The sequence below is a fragment of the Mycolicibacterium austroafricanum genome, assembly GCF_000612725.1.
Lineage (GTDB): Bacteria > Actinomycetota > Actinomycetes > Mycobacteriales > Mycobacteriaceae > Mycobacterium > Mycobacterium austroafricanum.
The window spans coordinates 57,035-76,483 of sequence record NZ_HG964452.1 but is presented as its reverse complement, the minus strand read 5'-3'; the positions used below and the strand labels follow the sequence as shown (position 1 = coordinate 76,483).

Genomic DNA, 19,449 nt, shown 5'->3' with positions numbered 1-19,449 from the left:
CGCGAAACGAGAGTCGAGATCGCGGCCGACCTCAGCGGGCCGTGTTGCCGATCAACTCCACGCCGCTGCCGTTCCAGCGGAACTTCACGATGCTGTCCAGGCCGGGCACACCCCCGGAGTACTTCAGCGCGACGGTGTCACCGGTGGTCTGCGTGCTGTCCAACCCGTTGAAGCCGTAGGTGTCGGGCACGCCCGTCGGGATGAACTTGCCCTGGTGGAAAAGCACCGCGCGGGTGTTCGGGTTCTCCGAGTTCGTGTTGGCCTTGACGATCACCGCCGACAACTGGGCGCACTCGTTGTAGTTGCCTGCCAGCGGCTCGGGGTTCCAGCCCTGGTTGCTGCGCGGGTCGCGGGGGAGTTCGGAGACCGCTCTTGCCACCTCCGGCGCGGCCAGGTCGATGTCGCACGGATCGTCGACCGGCGCGGGCCCGGGCAGCGGACCTGCAGGTGCGGGAGGTTGCGGACCGGCGGGAGCGGCCGCGGCGGGGGTGGTCTGATCGGGGGTTTTGGACACCGTCGAGTCGCCGGGGCTGCACGCCGTGGCCGTCAGAATCGCCGCGCCCAGCACACAGCCGATGGTCGCCGCCCGTTTCACAGTTGCGCACCGTACCGTCACCGCGGACCGGGCCGGTGAAGGCGCGCAGGGCCCGCCTCGGCGGCAGGGCGGGGGCAGCCGCCGACTGGCACTAGACTTCTACCACGATGACCTCCTCGAATGCGGAAACAGAGTCCGCTGATCTCACTTTTGCGGACCTGCAGATCCACCCCGCGGTGCTGCAGGCCGTGGCCGACGTCGGCTACGAAACGCCCTCACCCATCCAGGCGGCGACCATCCCGGCGATCCTGGACGGCTCCGACGTCGTCGGGCTCGCGCAGACCGGAACCGGCAAGACCGCGGCTTTCGCGATCCCGATCCTGTCCAAGATCGACACCGACAGCCGTAACACCCAGGCGCTGGTGCTGGCGCCGACCCGCGAGCTCGCGCTGCAGGTCGCGGAGGCCTTCGGGCGCTACGGCGCCCACCTGCGCGTCAACGTGCTGCCGATCTACGGTGGAGCGTCCTACGTCCCGCAGCTGTCCGGGCTCAAGCGCGGTGCGCAGGTCGTGGTCGGCACCCCGGGGCGGGTGATCGACCACCTGGAGAAGGGCAGCCTCGACCTCTCGCACCTGGACTACCTGGTGCTCGACGAGGCCGACGAGATGCTGCAGATGGGGTTCGCCGAGGACGTCGAGCGGATCCTCGCCGACACCCCCGAGTACAAGCAGGTCGCGCTGTTCTCGGCGACGATGCCACCCGCGATCAAGAAGATCACCGCCAAGTACCTGCACGACCCGGTGGAAGTGACGGTCAAGTCCAAGACGCAGACCGCCGAGAACATCACCCAGCGCTACTTCCTGGTGTCGTATCCGCGCAAGATGGACGCGCTGACCCGGCTGCTCGAAGTCGAGCAGGGCGACGCGATGATCGTGTTCGTCCGCACCAAGCAGGCCACCGAGGAGGTCGCCGAGAAGCTGCGCTCGAGGGGGTTCGCCGCGGCGGCCATCAACGGCGACATCCCGCAGGCGGTCCGCGAGCGCACCATCTCGCAGCTCAAGGACGGGACCATCGACATCCTGGTCGCCACCGACGTCGCGGCCCGCGGCCTCGACGTCGAGCGCATCTCGCACGTGGTGAACTTCGACATCCCCCATGACCCGGAGTCCTATGTGCACCGCATCGGGCGCACCGGACGCGCAGGCCGGTCGGGCACCGCGCTGCTTTTCGTGACGCCGCGCGAACGCCACCTGCTCGGTGCGATCGAGCGCGTGACCCGGCAGAAGCTGGTCGAGTCCGAACTGCCGTCGGTCGAGGACGTCAACGAGAAGCGGGTGGCCAAGTTCCGCGACTCGATCACCGACGCGCTGGAGAAGCCGGGCATCGACCTGTTCCGCACGCTGATCGAGGGTTACGAGCGCGACCACGACGTCCCGATGGCCGACATCGCTGCGGCGCTGGCACTGCAGAGCCGTAACGGCGAGGAGTTCCTGATGACGGAACCGCCGCCGGAGAAGCGCCGCGAGCGTCGGGAACGCGATGGCCGCGAAGGGGATGACCGGGGACCGCGCAAGCCGCGCGAGCGCCGCAGCGATCTCGCGACGTATCGGATCGCGGTCGGTAAGCGGCACAAGGTCGCGCCCGGCGCCATCGTGGGTGCCATCGCCAACGAGGGAGGCCTGCACCGGAGCGACTTCGGCCACATCACGATCAAGGTCGACTACTCGCTGGTGGAACTGCCCGCGAAGCTGTCGCACAAGACGTTGAAGGCCCTGGAGAACACCAGGATTCAGGGTCAGCTGATCCACCTGGAACCCGATCGCGGGTCGAAACCGCACCGGGGTCGGCCCCAGTCGAAGTGAGCTTGTCCGACCACGCGGACCGCCCCTGGTTCCCTGACCGGACGGACCTCGGGGGCGGACTCGAGTCGGTCAGCACCGGCCGCGTCGCGTCCCTGACCGGGATCCGGGCTGTCGCCGCCCTGCTGGTGGTGCTCACCCACGCCGCCTACACCACGGGCAAGTATCCGCAGGGCTATGTGGGCCTGGTGTATTCGCGGATGGAGATTGGCGTGCCGATCTTCTTCGTGCTGTCGGGTTTTCTGCTCTTCCTGCCCTGGGTGTCGGCCGCTGCGGCCGGTGGACCGCCGCCGTCGGTGCGCCGCTATGCCTGGCACCGGGTGCGCCGCATCATGCCGGCCTACGTCGTGACCGTCGTCGCGGCCTACCTCGTCTACCACTTCCGCACGGCAGGCCCGAATCCCGGTCACACGTGGGAAGGCCTGTTCCGCAATCTCACCCTGACCCAGATCTACACCGACAACTATCTGTATTCCTTTCTGCACCAAGGGCTTACCCAGATGTGGAGCCTGGCGGTCGAGGTGGCGTTCTATGTGGCGCTTCCGGTGCTCGCCTACCTGCTGCTGGTGGTGCTGTGCCGGCGGCGCTGGCGTCCGGGACTGCTGCTGGCCGGGCTCGCGGTGCTGGCGGCGGTGTCACCGGCGTGGATGTGGCTGGTACACAACACCACTTTCCTGCCCGACGGCGCGAAGCTGTGGTTGCCGGGCTATCTGGCGTGGTTCGTCGGTGGCATGGTGCTGGCGGCGTTGCGGCCGTTGGGGGTTCGCGCCTACGCGCTGGCGTGCGTACCGCTGGCGCTGGTCAGCTACTTCATCGTGTCCACCCCGATCGCCGGCGAGCCGACGACCTCGCCCGCGGAACTGCGGGAGGCGTTGGCCAAGACCGCGTTCTACGCGGTCATCGCCACGCTGGTGGTCGCGCCGCTTGCGCTGGGGGACACGGGCCTGTACTCGCGGTTCATGGCAAGCCGCCCGATGGTGTTCCTCGGCGAGATCTCCTACGAGATCTTCCTGATCCACCTGGTCACGATGGAACTCGTGATGGTGGAGATCCTGCGGTCCCCGGTCTACACCGGTTCGGTCTGGCAGTTGTTCTTCGGCACGCTCGTGGTGACGATCCCGCCGGCGTGGCTGCTGCACCGGTTCACCCGGGTCCGGAGCTGAAGCGGGGCGCCATCCACCCACCAAGAAGTTAGGTTACGCTTACCTGACTAACTTGCATCAAGGGGTGGTGAGTCCATGACGGACACCAAGATGTCGCGCGGGTTCGCCGGCGCTGTGCTCAAGCTGCTGCGCGCCGGTGACTACGAGCTCACGGTCACCGGCCGGACCGAGGTCAGCCCGCACTACCTGCGGCTGAGCTTCCAGGCCGGCGGTCTGCTGCGGGATCGCGCGCTGCACCCGACGATGTGGATCCGGATGTGGTTCACCGACGGCGAGAAGCTCCACCAGCGCGGCTACACGCTGGTCAATCCGGATCCGGTCGGCGACACCGTCGACGTCGAGTTCGCTCTGCACGACGGGGTCGCATCGCGGTGGGCACAGCAGGCCCGCCCCGGCGACACCATCGAGGTGACCGTCCTCGGCAGCAACTTCGCCCTGCCCGAGCCGCGGCCCGCCGGCTACGTCATCGTCGGTGACACGGCCTCGCTGCCTGCCGTGAACTCGCTGCTCGACGCGATCGGCGATGCTCCCGCACGGATCTTCCTGGAGGCCGCCCACGACGACGACAAACAGCTGCCCGTGCGGCGCACCGCCGACGTGACGTGGGTGGACCGCAAGAACGCCGGCGAGGCGTTGGTGTCGGCCGTGGCGTCCGCGGCGTTCGACGCCGCCGACCACTTCGGGTGGGTGGCTTGCGACAACCGCACCACGCGCGCGGTGGCCAAGCTGCTGCGGGAGGACTACAAGATCCCACGCAAATCCGTCAAGGCACAGGCCTATTGGGTGGCGTAGCCCCGGAATGACCTCCCGGTGACGCGCCGTCGACCGACTCGTCAATACCCGGCACCAACCGGCAGGGCGGCATACGCTGGCCCACGCAGAACCCGAGAAGTGTGGTTCTAGGCCGAGAGGACTGACTTGTCCGATTCATCAGTGCACGGACAGACACCGGTGGGGTCGGATGCGGTGCGGCGGGACATCCTGCCGATTCCGGATCCCCAGCACGTCGGACTGACGACATATGACGCCAAGGACCCCGACACCACCTACCCGCCCATCACTCCGCTGCGCCCGCCGCAGGGTGCGCCCAACGTCCTGATCGTCCTGCTCGACGACGTCGGCTTCGGCGCGAGCTCGGCCTTCGGCGGACCCTGCGCCACCCCGACCGCGGAACGCCTGGCCGCGAACGGGCTCAAGCTCAACAGGTTCCACACCACGGCGCTCTGCTCTCCGACGCGTCAGGCGTTGCTCACCGGCCGGAACCACCACTCAGTGGGAATGGGTGGCGTCACCGAGATCGCCACGTCGGCGCCGGGCTACTCCAGCATCCGGCCCAAGGACAAGGCGCCGGTCGCGGAGACCCTTCGCCTCAACGGGTACTCGACAAGCCAGTTCGGCAAGTGTCACGAAGTGCCGGTGTGGGAGGTGTCGCCCGTCGGACCGTTCGGTCAGTGGCCGACGGGTTCGGGGTTCGAGCACTTCTACGGCTTCATCGGGGGAGAGGCCAACCAGTACTATCCCGGCCTGTACGAGGGCACCAAGCCGGTGGAGCCGGAGAAGACGCCGGAGGAGGGCTACACCCTCACCGAGGACCTGGCCGATCGCGCGATCACCTGGGTGCGTCAGCAGCAGGCGCTGACACCGGACAAGCCGTTCTTCATGTACTTCGCGCCCGGCGCCACGCACGCCCCGCACCACGTCCCCAAACAGTGGTCCGACAAGTACCGCGGAAAGTTCGACGACGGCTGGGACGTGTTGCGGGAGAACATGCTCGACAAACAGAAGGCGCTCGGTGTCGTCCCCGAGGATGCGCAGTTGACCGCGCGCCACGACGAGATACCGGCGTGGGACGACATGCCCGATTTGCTCAAGCCGGTGCTTGCGCGGCAGATGGAGATCTATGCCGGCTTCCTCGAACAGACCGACCACGAGATCGGCCGGCTGGTCGACGCGATCGACGACCTCGGTGCGCTCGACAACACGTTGATCTACTACATCATCGGCGACAACGGGGCCTCGGCCGAGGGCACACCGATCGGCTGCTTCAACGAGATGTGCACGCTGAACGGGCTGGCGGGCATCGAGACACCGGAGTTCCTGCTGTCCAAGATCGACGACTTCGGAACCCCCAACGCGTACAACCACTACGCCGTCGGTTGGGCGCACGCGCTGTGCGGACCGTATCAATGGACCAAGCAGGTCGCGTCCCACTGGGGCGGCACCCGAAACGGAACGATCGTGCACTGGCCGAACGGGATTGCCGCAAAGGGCGAAACCCGGAACCAGTTCCATCATGTGATCGACGTCGTGCCGACCATCCTGGAGGCCGCGAAGCTTCCTGCGCCGACGGTCGTGAACAGCATCCAGCAGGCACCACTGGAGGGTGTCAGCATGATGTCCACCCTGCGTGACCGCGACGCGGACGAGACGCACACCGTGCAGTACTTCGAGATGTTCGGCAACCGCGGGATCTATCACAAGGGCTGGACGGCGGTCACCAAACACCGGACACCGTGGATCACCGACCAACCGCCGCTCGACGAGGACGTCTGGGAGCTCTATGCACCCGACGACTGGACGCAGGCCCACGACCTCGCGGCGGAGCAGCCGGAGAGACTGGCCGCGCTTCAGCGCCTTTGGTTGATCGAAGCCGTCAAGTACAACGTGGTGCCCCTCGACGACCGGTCCTTCGAACGATTCAATCCCGACATCGCCGGCCGGCCGCAGCTGATCAAAGGGACCACCCAGACCCTGTTCTCCGGCATGAGGCTGCTGGAGAACTGTGTGCTGAACATCAAGAACAGATCGCATGCGGTGAGCGCGCTGATCTCGGCGCCCGACAACGGCGCGCAGGGCGTCATCGTCAGTCAGGGTGGTGGAGTGGGCGGTTGGTGCATGTACGCCCACGAGAACAGGCTGAAGTACTGCTACAACTTCTTCGGCATCGAGTACAGCTACGTCACCGCTGATGCGCCGGTGCCCTCCGGGCAGCACCTCGTCGGTTTCGAGTTCGCTTACGACGGTGGAGGTCTCGGCAAGGGCGGTACCGTCACGCTCTACTGCGACGGAGAGCCGATCGGCACCGGGCGCGTTGAGCGAACCGAACCCATGGCGTTCTCGGCCGACGAGGCCTGCGACGTCGGGTCAGACACCGGCTCACCGACCTCGCCGGATTACGGACCGCACGGCAATGGGTTCAACGGCCGGATCGAGTGGGTGAAGATCGACATCAGCACCGACGATCACGAGCACCTCATCACCCCGCAGGACAGGTTCAACATCTCGATGGCGCGGCAGTAACGGCCTTACCGGGCCGCGTGGCGGCTCGGCAACACGGTGGGGACGACGAACTCTTCGATCATTGCGCGTTCGTCGGTTTCGTCGTGGCCGGGGAAGAGCATCAGCGACGTCATCACCCGGACCAGCCATCGGGCCCGGTGGGCGACCAGAGCCGCATCGTCGGGCCCCAGCGAGATGACGAACGCCTCGGTGAGGGCCTTGATGACCTCGGATTCTTCGGCCATCTCGGCCCCGATCGGGCGTTGGGTGGTGGCGAACCATGAGGCCAGGGCCGGACTCTCCCGGACATTGCGCAGCGACGCAAGCATGCCCTCGATCAGCCGCTCTCTCGGGTCGGCGATGGACGTGATCTGGTCGGTCATCTCGACATAGAGCCGGTAGGCCTCCCGGTGCACATAGGCGGTGTAGAGCGCCTCCCGGTTCTCGAAGTAGCGGTACAGGGTGGCACGCGAACACCCAGCGGCCGAGGCGATCTCGTGCATGCCGACGGTGGCCGCCGGTTGCGCGGCGAACAGTTCGCCCGCGGCGTCCAGGATGCGGTCGGCGGCCACCTCGGTGCGGCGGGCCGCCAGCCAGTCTCCCGCCATCAGTGCGTCACCGTGAACGGAACCGAAACCGGGCGGCGTACGTAACTGCCTCCGGCCCAGGCGATTCCGGACTCGTCGACCTCGAAGTCCGGAATGCGGGTCAGTAGCTCGGTCAGTGCGACGCGCGACTGCATCCGCGCCGCGGCGGCGCCCAGGCAGTGGTGTGCGCCGTGGCTGAACGTCAGAATGTTGCGGGGCTTGCGGGTGACGTCGAGTTCGCCCGCGTCGTCGCCGTACTGGCGTTCGTCCCGGTTGCCGGATCCGTAGAGGAACATCACGCGACGGCCCTCCGGGATCGTCACGCCGCCGATCGTCACGTCGCGAGTCACCGTCCGGCCCAACATCTGTACCGGTGAGGTCAGCCGGAGGAACTCGTCGACGGCGTCCGGAATCAGGTCGAGGTTCTCGGCGAGCATCGTGCGCTGGTCCTCGCGTCGGTGCAGCAGCTGCACCGACCCGCCGAGCATGCCGGTGGTCGTGTCGTTGCCGCCGGTGACCATCGTGAACGTGAACGCCAGGATCGACAGCACGCCGGAGATGTCGCCGTCCGCGCCGACGCCCGCGGCCACCAGATGGGAAATGGTGTCGTCTTCGGGCTCGGTCCGCCTGCGCTCGATGAGCGCGGTGAAGTAGGACATCATCTCGCCGAGTGCATCCCCCAGGGTGTCGAGCGCGCCGCCGAGCCCGCCCGCGCTGGTGTTGGCGGCCACGATGGCATCGGTCCAGCCGTCGAACTTGCCCCGATCTTCTTCCGGCACACCGAGATAGTGGGCGACGACCATCGACGGCAGGGGCTTGAACAGCTCGGCGACGATGTCGCCGCCTCCGTTGGCCCTGATGCGCTCGATCCGGTCGACGACGAAGTCGCGGACCTTGGGCTCGACCGCCTCCACCTGGCGCGGGGTGAACCCGCGCGCGACCAGCTTGCGGAATTCGGTGTGCACCGGAGGGTCCTGCATGACCATGGGCGGGTTGTCGGCCAGCCCGATCAGGTCCAGCTCTCCGTAGTTGACCGTCAGCCCGAGCGCCGAGGAGAAGGTCTGGTGGTCGCGGGCCGCGGCCCAGATGTCGGCGTGCCGGGACAGCACGTAGTAGTCGTGCTCTGGCCGGTCCTCGGGCACCACGTGGTGCACTGGGTCGTGGTCGCGCAGCGCCCGGTACATCGGCCACGGGTCGGCCCAGGTAGACGCGTCGGCGAGCGCGAAGTGAACAGGCGAACCGTGAGACAAAACTGCCGTCATGTCTTAGTCGTACGACAATCAGGTCTGATTGTCAACGGCTGCGCCTCAGATCGCCGCCCCCGGATTGAGGATGCCGTCGGGGTCGAGCGCCCGTTTGATCCGGCGGTTGAGCTCCATCGCCTCGGGGCCGAGCTGGCCGGCCAGCCACGGCCGCTTCAGTCGGCCCACGCCGTGCTCGCCGGTGATGGTGCCGCCCAGCCCGATCGCCAGATCCATGATCTCGCCGAACGCCTGCTGGGCCCGCCGTTCCATGTCCGGGTCGTCGGGGTCGAACACGATCAGCGGGTGGGTGTTGCCGTCGCCGGCGTGTGCGATGACCGAGATCATCAGTTCGTGGTGGCCCGCGATCTTCTCGACGCCGCCGACCAGTTCGGCCAGCGCGGGCAGCGGGACGCCGACATCCTCGAGCAGCAGCGCGCCCCTGGCCTCGACCGCGGGGATCGCGAAGCGCCTCGCCGCGACGAACGCCTCGCCCTCGTCGGGATCCGACGTCGAAAACACTTCCTTGGCCCCGTGTTCGGTGAACACCCCGGCCATGAACTCCGCGTCCTGGGCGCCGGAGGGGCCGCGGTCGTCGCTGGCCGCGACCATCATCGCCGCCGCGCTGCGGTCCAGGCCCATCTTCAGCTTGTCCTCGACGGCGTTGATCGCCGCAGAGTCCATGAACTCCAGCATCGACGGCCGGATCTTGCCGGTGATGGTGACGACGGCGTTGGCGGCGTCCTCCACCGAGTCGAACGTGGCCACCACGGTGCAGGCGCCGCTCTGCGCGGGCAGCAGCTTGAGCGTGACCTCGGTGACGACACCGAGTGTGCCCTCGCTGCCGACGAACAGTTTGGTCAGCGACAGTCCCGCGACGTCCTTCAGGCGCGGCCCGCCGAGTCGCACCGCGGTACCGTCTGCGAGCACCACCTGCAGGCCCAGCACGTAGTCGGTGGTGACGCCGTACTTGACGCAGCACAGACCGCCGGCGTTGGTGGCGATGTTGCCGCCGATGCTGCAGATCTCGAACGACGACGGGTCCGGCGGATACCAGAGCCCGTACTCGGCGACGGCCTTCTTCACTTCGGCGTTGAGCAGGCCGGGCTGCGCGACCGCGGTGCGGGTCACGGGGTCGACTGTGATGTCGCGCATCTTCTCGGTGGACAACACGATGCCACCGTCCAAAGCCGTTGCACCGCCGGATAATCCGGTGCCCATTCCGCGCGGGACGACGGCAATCCGGTGGGCGGTGGCCCACCGCAGGGTCGCCTGTACCTCTTCGGTGCGGCGCGGCCGAACCACCGCGATCGGCGTGCCCGCGCTGGGGTCGGCGGCGCGGTCCTGCCGGTAGGACGCCACGATGTCGGGATCGGTGACGACCGTGCCGTCGGGCAGTTCGGCGATCAGGCTGGCCAGCGGTTGCACAGCCGCCAGTGTAGGACCGGCCGATGTGAGGTTAAGGGCGTGTTACGGCTATCGTTCGACCCATGCGAGACAGTGTGGTCTTCGCCCAGGTGAAGACATTGCAGGGCATGCGCAGGACGGCGCTGCTGTCGACCGGCGCGCTGGAGATCCATGTGCGGTCGGTGGCCGATCGGACCGGTTCGAAGTTCCCGGCGTTCATCCCCGACGAACGCCTCGACGCCATCGCCCCGGGCCGGATCACCACGATGGCCGCGGTGGAGCTGTGCATGGCCGGTCTGTGGTACCGGGCCTGCGACGGTTACGTCATCGCCGACCTCGACCTGGTGGAGCGCCTGGGACGTCCCGCCCGCGGTCGCTGGCTGCGTGCGGTCAGCCGGTTCTTCAGGGAGCACCTGCTTCCGGTATGAACCGCTACGCCGGCCTGCTGCAGTCGGCCATTCGACCGGAAGAAGTGGCCTCGACGTAGAACAGGCCGTACTCGCCACAGGCCAACATTCCGTTCTCGTACCTGTTCGCGTATCGGGGCACGTGAGCCGAGATGGCCAACGGTCCGCCGCTCTCGTCGCCGATTTCGAGGGTGGCCGTGGAGTCCGGTTTCACCACCTCGATCTCGAACTTGTACAGGCACAGGCATTCGGTGGTTCGGGTCGTGATCTTGACGTCCGTGGATTCGCCCGGGTCCAGCGTGATGTTCTTGGTCGAGAAGAACGGCAGATCAGCTTCGGCCTCGGCGCTCTTGGGCTCGACATCGGGCTGCGCAGATACCAGGTCTCCGTCGTCGAGGTTGAAGCCGAGTGCGACGATCTCGTTCGTCCCGGCCCCGGGCGACATCACGTAGGTGGTGAGAAGCGGGGCCTTGCGGCTCGTCACCACTGCGTTGATCGACCGTATGGTGACGCGCTCGGCGCCGTCGTTCTGCAACAGCAGTCGCAGATGAGACTCGTCGACATCGATGGCACCTCTGGTCTTCGCCCAGCTGTACACGTCGGCGTACCGGGGCTTACCCGGCGGATAGTCGTCGGTCGAGGGGAGCGGGCCGTCGAACACGACTTGCCAGCCGCCGCTGTACTCCTCGAGGTCGGGTTCGAGCCGGAAGCTGATGCCGTCCTCGTGGGTGGCGGCCGCCGACGAACTTTCGTCAGGAGGGGCCGGATCGGGCCTCGGGAAGATGGCGAAGACTCCGACGATCACCGAGGCGACGGCCGGGATGATGGCGAGTGTCAGGGGGTGGGTCCACCTGCTGCGGGACCCGTCCTGTCTCTGAGGCGGTGGCGTGCTCGGCTGCGCGCTATCGCTCACGGTCACTCCCTTCGCAGCCCTGCCGCGATCCTCTCAGGAGAGTCCTCGAAGCGCAGGTCGTCGGCGGATTCCGGGGCGACGGCTACGGCCCGGCGGCCGGCCTGTCCAGGTCGCGCAGCGCCGGCAGGAACACCGCGACGATCCCCAGCGCGAGCATCGGCAGCGACAGCGCCAGGAACGTGGTGCGCAGGCCGGTGGCGTCGGCCAGCGGCCCGGCCAGGATCAGTCCGAGCGGGCCTGCGGCGTAGGCCAGCGATCCCATCACGCCAACCACCCGGCCCCGCAGGTGCTGTGGGGCGCGGGTCTGCATGACGTAGTTGTAGATCGGCGCGATCGGGCCGTAGACGAAGCCGACGATCGCGCACAGCACGAGGATGATCGGCAGTGGCGGCAGGAACGCGATGACGGTCATGGCCACCCCGAGCGTCAGCACCGCCGTCAGCATCACCGTGCGCCGCTTCATGTATCGCGACATGACCGCGTAGCCGAGCGCGCCGATGAGCCCGCCGATGCTCAGCGCCATCAGCACCCAGCCCAGCTGCGCCGGTTCGTTGCGGTCGGTGAAGTACTTGGGGAACAGAACTGACTCCATCGGCACATACAGGCCGGTGGCGACCAGGTCCACGAGGGCCAGCGTGCGCAGCACCTTGTTGCGCCACACGAAGCGCAGGCCTTCGATGATGCCCGCCCACACCCCGTCGGACATCGCCGTCGGATCCGGTCTGCCCGCGCCCTCCAGTTTCAGTGCCGCGATCGCGAAGATCGAAAGCCCGAAGGCGCCCGCGGTCACCCACATGGTGTCGATGCCGCCGAGCGTCGCGATCAGCAGGCCGCCGATACCGGGACCCACGATGTAGGCCAGGTTGAAGATCGCCTCGAAGACGCTGTTGGCGTGGTCGAGTGTCCACCCGGCCCGGTTGGCGGCCTCGGGCAGCATCGTCTCGCGGGCCGTCATCCCGGCGGGGTCGAAGACCGCGCCCAGCGCCGCCAACCCGGCGAGCACCGCGACGTTGATGACGTCCGTGCCGAACGCCAGAGCGAGCACCGGCACCGTCGCCACCGACAGCGCCGACAGCGCATCGGAGATCATCGAGACGCGTCTGCGGCCGAGGAAGTCGACGGCAGCACCGGCGATCAGCGTCGCGGCCAGCAGCGGCAGGGTGCCCGCCATCGCGACGATCGAGGCGTCCAGCGCGGAACCGGTGCGCTGCAGGACCAGCCACGGGAACGCGACGAGCGAGATGCCGTTGCCCGCTCCCGCCATCAACGCGGCGAACAGGATCAGCAGCAGCGGGCCGCGCCTGCGGGGCGCTTCATTGGGCGTCATGGGATATCGCCGGGAATGTAACAGTGCGGCCCCCGACGTGCTACGGATTTTGTTGCCGAGACCGGATTTTCAGTGTGCTACCACTGAGCGTCGACATTGGCGGTGATCTGTCGTGCGATCCGCACCGCAGAGTCGCCCGGTTCGGCGCTGCAGGTGTTGACGTCGACGATCACGTTGTTGCGGCGCGCCAGCGCGCGGCCACATCCCCAGCCCGGTGCGGCCGCGTCCTGCTGTATGGCGACCGTACTGAGCATGCCGCCGTCCACCGTGATCTCACCGACCGTCCATTGCGACCCGCTCTGGGTGTGGGTGTACCGGTGGCAGGCAGGCCACTGCCGGACTGAAGCGTCGAAGAACTCACCGGCCTTCTCCTGGTACGGGAACAACACGACGGACTGTTTGAGGTAGTGCTTCCAGCCTTCGCCGTCGTTGAGGCTCTGATCGCGCTCGGCCCGGTAACCGGTGCCGGCGTAGACGGACAGCTCGGCGGCGCCGTCGATGGCGAGGCATTCGGGTGGTTCCATGATGGCGCTGTGGTCGGACATCGTCGTCTGCGATTCGATGACCGTCATCGCCGGCACCCCCATCTCCGCCGCGGCGCGCTCGGGACTCAGCAGCAGCTCGGACAGTTCCCGTTCCACCAGGGGACGCGGGATCATCGTCCGGGTGGGTCTGGCGGACCCGGCCGCATCGGCGCTGCTTATCGTGTCGGCGCATCCGGTGACCAGAATGCAGATTCCCAGGATCGCCACCGTCTTTCGTCGCATATGTGTCTCCCCCCATCGGAAGTGCTCAGCGATCAATCAATGGTGAGGTAGCGGCGCCACCCCACACGTGAGGGAAACGGCGTTTCGTGATAACGATGAACGGTGCTTTCTGGTAACGAATGATGCGTCCCTCGCACAGGCAGCTGCCGCACCCCCGCACCGGTGATCTGTTCACCTCGCCGGTGCGGCCGGGCAGCGGCTGGCCCGGCGACCCGGCGACCCGGCGGACTGCGGTGGCGGCCACCTCCGCCGACGTGGTGACGATGGCGGCGGCGGCCAAGAGTCTCAGTCAACTCGACGCCGAGATCTCCGTCTGCCGGGCCTGCCCGCGGCTGGTGCAGTGGCGCGAAGACGTGGCAGTCGAGAAGCGCAGGTCCTACGCCGACCAGCCGTACTGGGGCAGGCCCGCGCCGGGGTTCGGTTCGCCGCGGCCCCGCATCTTCGTCGTCGGCCTCGCCCCGGCCGCGCACGGCGCCAACCGCACCGGCCGGGTGTTCACCGGCGACCGCTCGGGCGACTTCCTGTTCGGGTCGTTGTACCGTACCGGGCTGGCGAACCAGCAGACGGTTACCGACAGCGCGGATGGCTTGGTGCTCAACGACATCCGGGTCGCCGCGGCGGTGCGTTGCGCGCCGCCGGGCAACGCGCCGACGCCGGCCGAGCGCAGCACGTGCGCGCCGTGGCTGGACGCCGAGTGGCGGCTCACGGCCGGCCATGTGCGCGTCATCGTGGCGCTGGGCGGCTTCGCCTGGCAGGTGGCGCTGGCGATGATCCGCCGGGCGGGTGGTGCGGTGGGCGCACCCGCGCCGAAGTTCGGGCACGGTGTCACGGCCACGCTGCAGACCCCTGCGGGAGACGTCACGTTGCTGGGCTGCTATCACCCCAGCCAGCAGAACACTTTCACCGGCAGGCTCACCCCGGCGATGATGGACGACATCTTCGCCACGGCCCTCGCGATCTCGCGGGCGGAGTGAGGGAACGGAACGGCGTCGCGTGGCGTTGATCCGATGATGCGTCTCTCTGTCCTCGACCTCGTCCCTGTGCGCTCCGACCAGAGCACCTCCGATGCGATCGCCGCATCGACGTTGCTCGCACAGACCGCTGACCGGCTGGGATACACCCGCTACTGGGTCGCCGAGCACCACAACATGCCCTCGGTCGCGGCCACCAGCCCGCCGGTGCTGATCGCCCACCTGGCCGCGCACACCGCATCCATGCGAGTCGGTTCCGGTGGGGTGATGCTGCCCAATCACGCGCCGCTGGCCGTCGCCGAGCAGTTCGCGCTGCTGGAGGCGGCGCACCCCGGGCGCATCGACCTGGGCATCGGGCGCGCCCCGGGCTCGGACCCGGTGACCTCGCTGGCGTTGCGTGGTGCGGCGGGCCGCGACGAGCGCGACATCGAGGCCTTCCCGCAGTACCTCGACGACGTGGTCGCGCTGATGAGCAGCAAGGGTGTGCGGGTGCCGCTACCGCGGGACCTGATGCGCGACAATTACATCCTCAAGGCCACCCCGGCCGCGGTCACCGAGCCGAGGCTGTGGCTGCTGGGTTCCTCGATGTACTCCGCGCAGCTGGCCGCGGCCAAAGGGCTGCCGTATGTGTTCGCCCACCACTTCGCGGGTCAGGGCACCGAGGAGGCGTTGCAGTACTACCGCGACAACTTCCGGCCCAGCGATCTGACACCGGAGCCGGTGACGTTCCTGACCGTCAACGCCGCCGTCGCCGAAACCCGTGACGACGCAATGCGTCTGATCCTGCCGAACCTGCAGATGATGGCCCGGCTGCGGACCGGCCAGCCGATGGTGCCGCTCGACCTCGTCGAGGATGCCGAGGCGCAGGACGTCAGCCCCCGCGCCCAGGCGGTCATCGACGCCGGGTTGCGTCAGGCCGTCGTGGGTTCTCCCGCGGAGGCGGGCGACCAACTGCGGGCTCTGGCCGAGAAGTTCGGCGTCGACGAGGTGATGGTGCATCCGGTGGCGTCGGCGTTCCGCGGCGTGGACCCGGCCACCGCGCCGGCGCGCGAGGCCACGCTGGAACTGCTGGCCAAGGAGATCTTCTAGGGCTTGGGTGTCAGCCGGACCAGCGGGATCTTGCGCGACGTCCGCTTCTGGTAACCGTCGTAGCGGTGGGAGTTGCCGTCGTTGACCATCTTCCACAGCCGCGGATAGTCAGGATCGCCGGCGGTCACCGGGGTGGCTGTGACCGCGAATCGCTTTGGCCCGATGTTGATTTCGATGTCGGGGTGGGCCTTGAGGTTGTGGTACCAGCCGGGCGCCTTCGGGTCACCGCCCTTGGACGCGACGACGTAGTAGCTGCCGCCGTCCGGGAAGTACGAGAGCGTGTTGGTCCGCTGCTTTCCCGTCTTGGCGCCCACGGTGTGCAGCAGCAGCGACGGTGCGACGCCTGGTAACGGAATGCGGTGCCCGATGCGTCCGCCGGTGCTCTTGTAGAGCTTGTCGTGCAACATCAGCAGCCGAGTCCCGATGTTCTGTTCGACCCACAGTGCGACGCCCATGCGGTCAATCCTGCTCGGCGGCGTCCAGTTGCGCCAGACCCTCACGCAGCAGCCGTCCGGTTTCCTCGCGGTCGGGGTCGCGACGCAGCAGGATGCCCTTCGCGAACGACAGTTTGTCGCCGGCCTGGCGCGGCACCACGTGCAGGTGGACGTGGAACACCGACTGGAATGCGGCCTTGCCGTCGTTGACGGCGATGTTGTTGCCGTCGGCGTGCAGTCCGGAGGTGCGGGCGGCCTTGGCGATGCGCTGGCCGAGGGCCGTCATGCCTGCCAGGGTCTGCGCGGGCGTGTCGGTCAGGTCGACGGTGTGCACCTTCGGAAGCACCAGCGTGTGCCCCCGCGTGAACGGGCGGATGTCGAGGATGGCGAGGTAGTCGTCGTCCTCGTGGATCCGGATGGCAGGAGCTTCGCCGGCGACGATGGCGCAGAACACGCAGGACATGCCGTGAGGCTAGCGCCTACACGTTCTGGGCCGCCCATTCGCCCAGACGGCGGTCCCGCTCCTCGGCCGAGAGGTCCTCGACCCGGGTCATCACGGTCCAGCGGACACCGAACGGATCGCGGATCGACGCGAAGCGGTCCCCGGTGGCGAAGTTCTGCGGCGCCTCCCGGACGGTCGCGCCGGCCTTCGCGGCCCTGGCGACCACGTCGTCGACGTCGGGGCAGTACAGCGCGATCGAGAAGGTGACGGTGTCGGAGCTGGTGTCGGGTGCGGCGATGCCGTACGCGTCCGCCGGGTCGCCGAGCTGCAGACGTCCGGTGCCTAAGTCCAGTTCGGCGTGCGCGACGGTGCCGTCGGGGCCGTCCATCTTCTCGACAAGGGCCGCGCCGAACACCTCGGTGTAGAAGTCGATCGCCGTGGACGCGCCGTCGACACAGAGGAACGGGGTCAGGCTGGTGTAGCCGGCGGGGATGGGTGAGACAGTCATGCGACCGAGTTTCGTAGCCTCGATGCCGTGGGTGCTTGGAAAAACGCGACAGCCGGCGAGCCGTTGCGCGGTGTGGTCGGGCGCCCGGCCAGTTCGTCGGTGTTCGACCTGCGGCGGTGGGCCGCCGACGGCCGGACCGGGCGGTACGTCGAACACTTCTGGTCTGTCGCGTGGGACCTGCGCGGACGCGACCCCTTCGACACCTCGGTCATCACGTTTCCGGCCATGCACATCACCCGCGAGTGGGGCGAAGACGGTGCCCGGCATGGCTTTCCGCTGCCGAACACCCTCGTTCACGGTGTCGTCGAGCAGGTCTTTCGCACCACCATCAGCGAGCGGGGATGGGTGGTCGGGGCACGGTTTCGGCCAGGGGGGTTCACCGCGAGGTTCGGCGGTGACGCGTCGACGATGACCGGCCGGATACAGCCGGTGGACGACTTGTTCGGCGGGCCGGTCCTTGTGCCGGATGACGTCGACGCCGCGGCGGCCGAGTTCGACCGGCTGATCGCCCACGGCGCGGAACCTGACGACACGTATCGGGCGCTGGCCGCCGTGGTGGACCGGATCCGGGACGACAGCGGGATCCACCGGGTGGAGCAGGTGATGAGCCACTCGCCGTGGAGCGTGCGGACCACTCAGCGCGTGTTCCGCCGCTACGTCGGTGTATCCGTCAAATGGGTGCTGTGCCGGTACCGCCTCCAGAACGCGGCGCTGGAGATCGAGACCGATCCTGCTGTGGATTTCGCCGACCTCGCGGTCCGGCTGGGGTGGTACGACCAGGCGCATTTAATCAACGATTTCCGGGCGATGCTGGGCAGCACACCGGGGGAGTATGCCGCTACGCACGGACGGCGGCCGTGATCTGCCGCCACGCCGCCAGCTTCCGGTCGAAGGACATCGTGTGCGCCGGGCTGGTCGACGGCAGCCGGGTGTAGCTCACGGTGGCCGGCGCGGTGACGAGGCGGCCATAGTTCTTCTCGGCGGCTGCGCCGTTGAAGTACACATGGATGATCGCTGGATGGTCGGCGAAGAACGCGGCAAAGTCGTTGGGCACCATGCTGTCCGGCTCGACCGCAGAATCGAGGCTGCCGGCTCTGCGGCAGTGCCTCAGTACGTCCCACACCGCGACGCCGGCGGCGGTCAGCACGGCGACGCGGTGGTCGTACGGGGCGGCCGGATCGAACCCGAAGAGCTCGCCGGTGATGCCCCAGAACGCATTGCGGGTGTGGGCGTAGTAGCGCTGCGCCTGCAATGATGCGACACCGGGCATGTTGCCGAGGATGAGTATCCGCGCGCCGGGAGCCACGAGCGGCGGGAAGCTCTGCAGCGTCGGGGGCGCCATGCCTCTGAACTATTCCGTATACGTTGGGCCCGTGGCCGAAGACCTCGATCTGGAGACATCGGAGCTGCTCGACGGGCTCGAAGGTGATGCGCGCAGCGAGCGCGCGGAGCTGATCCGCTGGTTGATCGGACGGGGCGTCGGCATCGACCAGATCAGCGGCAACCCGGCCCCGATGCTGCTGGCGTCGCGACGGGTCATCGGCGACGACGGGCAGTACGTGTCGGCGCGGCAGGCTGCGGCCGATGCCGGTGTCGACCTGGAGTTGTTCGAGCGGATTCAGCGCGCGATGGGGCTGCCGCGGGTCGATGACGCGGATGCTCAGGTGTTTCTGCGCGCCGACGCCGAGGCCGCCAAGTTCACCCGTGACTTCCTCGACGCCGGAATCGACCCCGACGAGCTCGTGCAGATCACCCGCCTCCTGGGCGACGGGTTGTCGCGTGCGGCCGAGGCGATGCGCTATGCCGCGCTGGCCGCTGTGATACGCCCGGGCGCAACGGAATTGGAGATCGCTCAGCAATCCGAGGCGCTCGTCGCTGGCCTGGCGCCGCTGCTGGGACCGATGATCCAGGAGGTGCTGCTGCTGCAACTGCGCCACGCCATCGAGACCGAGGCGGTCAATGCGACCGAACGGGCCGAGGGGCAGCACCTCCCCGGCGCGCGGCTGGTGACGATCGGTTTCGCCGACCTCGTCGGGTTCACCCGTCTCGGGGAGGCGGTCCCGCCCGAAGACCTCGAGCAGTTGTCGAAGCGGCTGGCGGATATGACCCGCGAGTTCGCTGTCGCGCCAGTGCGATTCATCAAGACCATCGGCGACGAGGTGATGCTGGTCAGTCCGGAGCCTGCGCCGCTGCTCGACACCCTTCTGCGCCTGGTCGACGAAACCGAGGACGACGACGACTTCCCCCGGTTACGTGCCGGGGTTGCCACCGGTTTGGCGGTGAGTCGGGCAGGGGACTGGTTCGGCAGCCCGGTGAACCTCGCGGCCCGCGTGACGGGGGCGGCGCGTCCCGGCTCGGTCCTGGTGGCCGAGGCGACGCGCGAGGCGGTCGGTGAGGACGAACGCTTCACATGGTCGTTCGCCGGCGGCAAGCACCTGAAAGGCTTCAAGTCTGATGTGAAGACCTTCCGGGCACGCCGAACCACCAACCTCTGAAATTTCTTTGGTCACTGTGGTTTCT

20 protein-coding genes are annotated in these 19,449 nt (G+C 68.0%); 9 read left to right on the top strand and 11 right to left on the bottom strand.

Annotation, left to right across the window (positions count from 1 at the left end):
- Positions 1–31 precede the first annotated feature (31 nt).
- On the bottom strand, positions 32–595 hold the full coding sequence (locus tag BN976_RS10785) for an LppP/LprE family lipoprotein (protein ID WP_084182279.1): 564 nt from the start codon (positions 593–595) through the stop codon (positions 32–34).
- 107 nt (positions 596–702) lie between these two features.
- Here BN976_RS10785 and BN976_RS10780 point away from each other — a divergent pair, with 107 nt between their 5' ends.
- The 4 genes from BN976_RS10780 to BN976_RS10765 all read left to right on the top strand — a co-directional run bounded on the left by BN976_RS10780 (position 703) and on the right by BN976_RS10765 (position 6,857).
- Complete coding sequence (locus tag BN976_RS10780; RefSeq protein WP_036370680.1) at positions 703–2,397, top strand: DEAD/DEAH box helicase; 1,695 nt, start codon at positions 703–705, stop codon at positions 2,395–2,397.
- Complete coding sequence (locus BN976_RS10775; RefSeq protein WP_011781622.1) at positions 2,394–3,557, top strand: acyltransferase family protein; 1,164 nt, start codon at positions 2,394–2,396, stop codon at positions 3,555–3,557. The genes BN976_RS10780 and BN976_RS10775 overlap by 4 nt, the downstream gene beginning before the upstream one ends.
- A 75-nt stretch (positions 3,558–3,632) precedes the next feature.
- Entirely contained in the window at positions 3,633–4,349 is a 717-nt protein-coding gene (locus tag BN976_RS10770) for a siderophore-interacting protein (protein ID WP_036370678.1), read from the top strand.
- A gap of 126 nt (positions 4,350–4,475) precedes the next feature.
- The gene (locus BN976_RS10765) at positions 4,476–6,857 is read left to right on the top strand and encodes an arylsulfatase (protein WP_084182278.1); all 2,382 of its coding nucleotides are present in this window, start codon (positions 4,476–4,478) and stop codon (positions 6,855–6,857) included.
- Positions 6,858–6,862: 5 nt separating this feature from the next.
- On the opposite strand, the gene BN976_RS10760 is transcribed toward BN976_RS10765, so the two are convergent.
- From BN976_RS10760 to BN976_RS10750, 3 genes are read right to left on the bottom strand one after another with little or no spacing between them, the layout of a single operon-like run.
- Positions 6,863–7,444: a TetR/AcrR family transcriptional regulator gene (locus BN976_RS10760; RefSeq protein WP_036370674.1), complete on the bottom strand. Its 582-nt coding sequence runs from the start codon at positions 7,442–7,444 to the stop codon at positions 6,863–6,865.
- Positions 7,444–8,685, bottom strand: coding sequence for a cytochrome P450 (locus tag BN976_RS10755; protein WP_036370672.1), 1,242 nt, complete (start codon positions 8,683–8,685; stop codon positions 7,444–7,446). The genes BN976_RS10760 and BN976_RS10755 overlap by 1 nt, the downstream gene beginning before the upstream one ends.
- Before the next feature lie 45 nt (positions 8,686–8,730).
- Positions 8,731–10,092: an FAD-binding oxidoreductase gene (locus tag BN976_RS10750; protein ID WP_036370671.1), complete on the bottom strand. Its 1,362-nt coding sequence runs from the start codon at positions 10,090–10,092 to the stop codon at positions 8,731–8,733.
- Positions 10,093–10,154: 62 nt separating this feature from the next.
- Here BN976_RS10750 and BN976_RS10745 point away from each other — a divergent pair, with 62 nt between their 5' ends.
- Positions 10,155–10,499, top strand: coding sequence for a hypothetical protein (locus BN976_RS10745; RefSeq protein ID WP_011781616.1), 345 nt, complete (start codon positions 10,155–10,157; stop codon positions 10,497–10,499).
- A gap of 4 nt (positions 10,500–10,503) precedes the next feature.
- Here the strand turns inward: BN976_RS10745 and BN976_RS10740 are convergent, their stop codons facing one another.
- From BN976_RS10740 to BN976_RS10730, 3 genes are all read right to left on the bottom strand, one after another.
- Positions 10,504–11,391, bottom strand: coding sequence for a hypothetical protein (locus tag BN976_RS10740; RefSeq protein WP_133167717.1), 888 nt, complete (start codon positions 11,389–11,391; stop codon positions 10,504–10,506).
- A gap of 82 nt (positions 11,392–11,473) precedes the next feature.
- Positions 11,474–12,718 carry a multidrug efflux MFS transporter Tap gene (locus BN976_RS10735; RefSeq protein ID WP_036370667.1) on the bottom strand — a complete coding sequence of 415 codons (1,245 nt, stop codon included), beginning with the start codon at positions 12,716–12,718 and terminating at the stop codon, positions 11,474–11,476.
- A gap of 77 nt (positions 12,719–12,795) precedes the next feature.
- Positions 12,796–13,485 carry a sensor domain-containing protein gene (locus BN976_RS10730; protein WP_036370665.1) on the bottom strand — a complete coding sequence of 230 codons (690 nt, stop codon included), beginning with the start codon at positions 13,483–13,485 and terminating at the stop codon, positions 12,796–12,798.
- Positions 13,486–13,604: 119 nt separating this feature from the next.
- Between BN976_RS10730 and BN976_RS10725 the strand changes: the two genes are divergently transcribed.
- Both BN976_RS10725 and BN976_RS10720 read left to right on the top strand, forming a co-directional pair.
- Positions 13,605–14,459, top strand: a complete 855-nt coding sequence (locus BN976_RS10725) for a uracil-DNA glycosylase (protein WP_036370663.1) — start codon at positions 13,605–13,607, stop codon at positions 14,457–14,459.
- Positions 14,460–14,495: 36 nt separating this feature from the next.
- Positions 14,496–15,545, top strand: coding sequence for an LLM class flavin-dependent oxidoreductase (locus BN976_RS10720; protein WP_036371317.1), 1,050 nt, complete (start codon positions 14,496–14,498; stop codon positions 15,543–15,545).
- Here the strand turns inward: BN976_RS10720 and BN976_RS10715 are convergent.
- Genes BN976_RS10715 through BN976_RS10705 form a run of 3 tightly spaced genes read right to left on the bottom strand, consistent with a single transcriptional unit; the run spans position 15,542 to position 16,929 of the window.
- Positions 15,542–16,000: a nitroreductase family deazaflavin-dependent oxidoreductase gene (locus BN976_RS10715; RefSeq protein ID WP_011781610.1), complete on the bottom strand. Its 459-nt coding sequence runs from the start codon at positions 15,998–16,000 to the stop codon at positions 15,542–15,544. The genes BN976_RS10720 and BN976_RS10715 overlap by 4 nt on opposite strands.
- Positions 16,001–16,004: 4 nt before the next feature.
- Entirely contained in the window at positions 16,005–16,442 is a 438-nt protein-coding gene (locus tag BN976_RS10710) for an HIT family protein (protein WP_011781609.1), read from the bottom strand.
- Between the two features lie 16 nt (positions 16,443–16,458).
- Complete coding sequence (locus BN976_RS10705; RefSeq protein ID WP_036370661.1) at positions 16,459–16,929, bottom strand: VOC family protein; 471 nt, start codon at positions 16,927–16,929, stop codon at positions 16,459–16,461.
- A gap of 27 nt (positions 16,930–16,956) precedes the next feature.
- Here BN976_RS10705 and BN976_RS10700 point away from each other — a divergent pair, with 27 nt between their 5' ends.
- Positions 16,957–17,790, top strand: coding sequence for an AraC family transcriptional regulator (locus tag BN976_RS10700; protein WP_036370659.1), 834 nt, complete (start codon positions 16,957–16,959; stop codon positions 17,788–17,790).
- Here BN976_RS10700 and BN976_RS10695 read toward each other — a convergent pair.
- Positions 17,768–18,271, bottom strand: a complete 504-nt coding sequence (locus BN976_RS10695; RefSeq protein ID WP_036370657.1) for a DNA-deoxyinosine glycosylase — start codon at positions 18,269–18,271, stop codon at positions 17,768–17,770. The genes BN976_RS10700 and BN976_RS10695 overlap by 23 nt on opposite strands.
- 31 nt (positions 18,272–18,302) lie before the next feature.
- Here BN976_RS10695 and BN976_RS10690 point away from each other — a divergent pair, with 31 nt between their 5' ends.
- Complete coding sequence (locus BN976_RS10690; RefSeq protein WP_036370655.1) at positions 18,303–19,424, top strand: adenylate/guanylate cyclase domain-containing protein; 1,122 nt, start codon at positions 18,303–18,305, stop codon at positions 19,422–19,424.
- The last annotated feature ends 25 nt before the right edge of the window (positions 19,425–19,449 follow it).

Excerpts from the sequence above, each read along its gene's own strand:
- BN976_RS10780 (WP_036370680.1), top strand. The coding sequence starts at position 703 with ATGACCTCCTCGAATGCGGAAACAGAGTCCGCTGATCTCACTTTTGCG.
- BN976_RS10770 (WP_036370678.1), top strand. The coding sequence starts at position 3,633 with ATGACGGACACCAAGATGTCGCGCGGGTTCGCCGGCGCTGTGCTCAAG.
- BN976_RS10760 (WP_036370674.1), bottom strand. The coding sequence starts at position 7,444 with ATGGCGGGAGACTGGCTGGCGGCCCGCCGCACCGAGGTGGCCGCCGAC.
- BN976_RS10755 (WP_036370672.1), bottom strand. The coding sequence starts at position 8,685 with ATGACGGCAGTTTTGTCTCACGGTTCGCCTGTTCACTTCGCGCTCGCC.
- BN976_RS10745 (WP_011781616.1), top strand. The coding sequence starts at position 10,155 with ATGCGAGACAGTGTGGTCTTCGCCCAGGTGAAGACATTGCAGGGCATG.
- BN976_RS10735 (WP_036370667.1), bottom strand. The coding sequence starts at position 12,718 with ATGACGCCCAATGAAGCGCCCCGCAGGCGCGGCCCGCTGCTGCTGATC.
- BN976_RS10730 (WP_036370665.1), bottom strand. The coding sequence starts at position 13,485 with ATGCGACGAAAGACGGTGGCGATCCTGGGAATCTGCATTCTGGTCACC.
- BN976_RS10725 (WP_036370663.1), top strand. The coding sequence starts at position 13,605 with ATGATGCGTCCCTCGCACAGGCAGCTGCCGCACCCCCGCACCGGTGAT.
- BN976_RS10720 (WP_036371317.1), top strand. The coding sequence starts at position 14,496 with ATGCGTCTCTCTGTCCTCGACCTCGTCCCTGTGCGCTCCGACCAGAGC.
- BN976_RS10715 (WP_011781610.1), bottom strand. The coding sequence starts at position 16,000 with ATGGGCGTCGCACTGTGGGTCGAACAGAACATCGGGACTCGGCTGCTG.
- BN976_RS10710 (WP_011781609.1), bottom strand. The coding sequence starts at position 16,442 with ATGTCCTGCGTGTTCTGCGCCATCGTCGCCGGCGAAGCTCCTGCCATC.
- BN976_RS10705 (WP_036370661.1), bottom strand. The coding sequence starts at position 16,929 with ATGACTGTCTCACCCATCCCCGCCGGCTACACCAGCCTGACCCCGTTC.
- BN976_RS10695 (WP_036370657.1), bottom strand. The coding sequence starts at position 18,271 with ATGGCGCCCCCGACGCTGCAGAGCTTCCCGCCGCTCGTGGCTCCCGGC.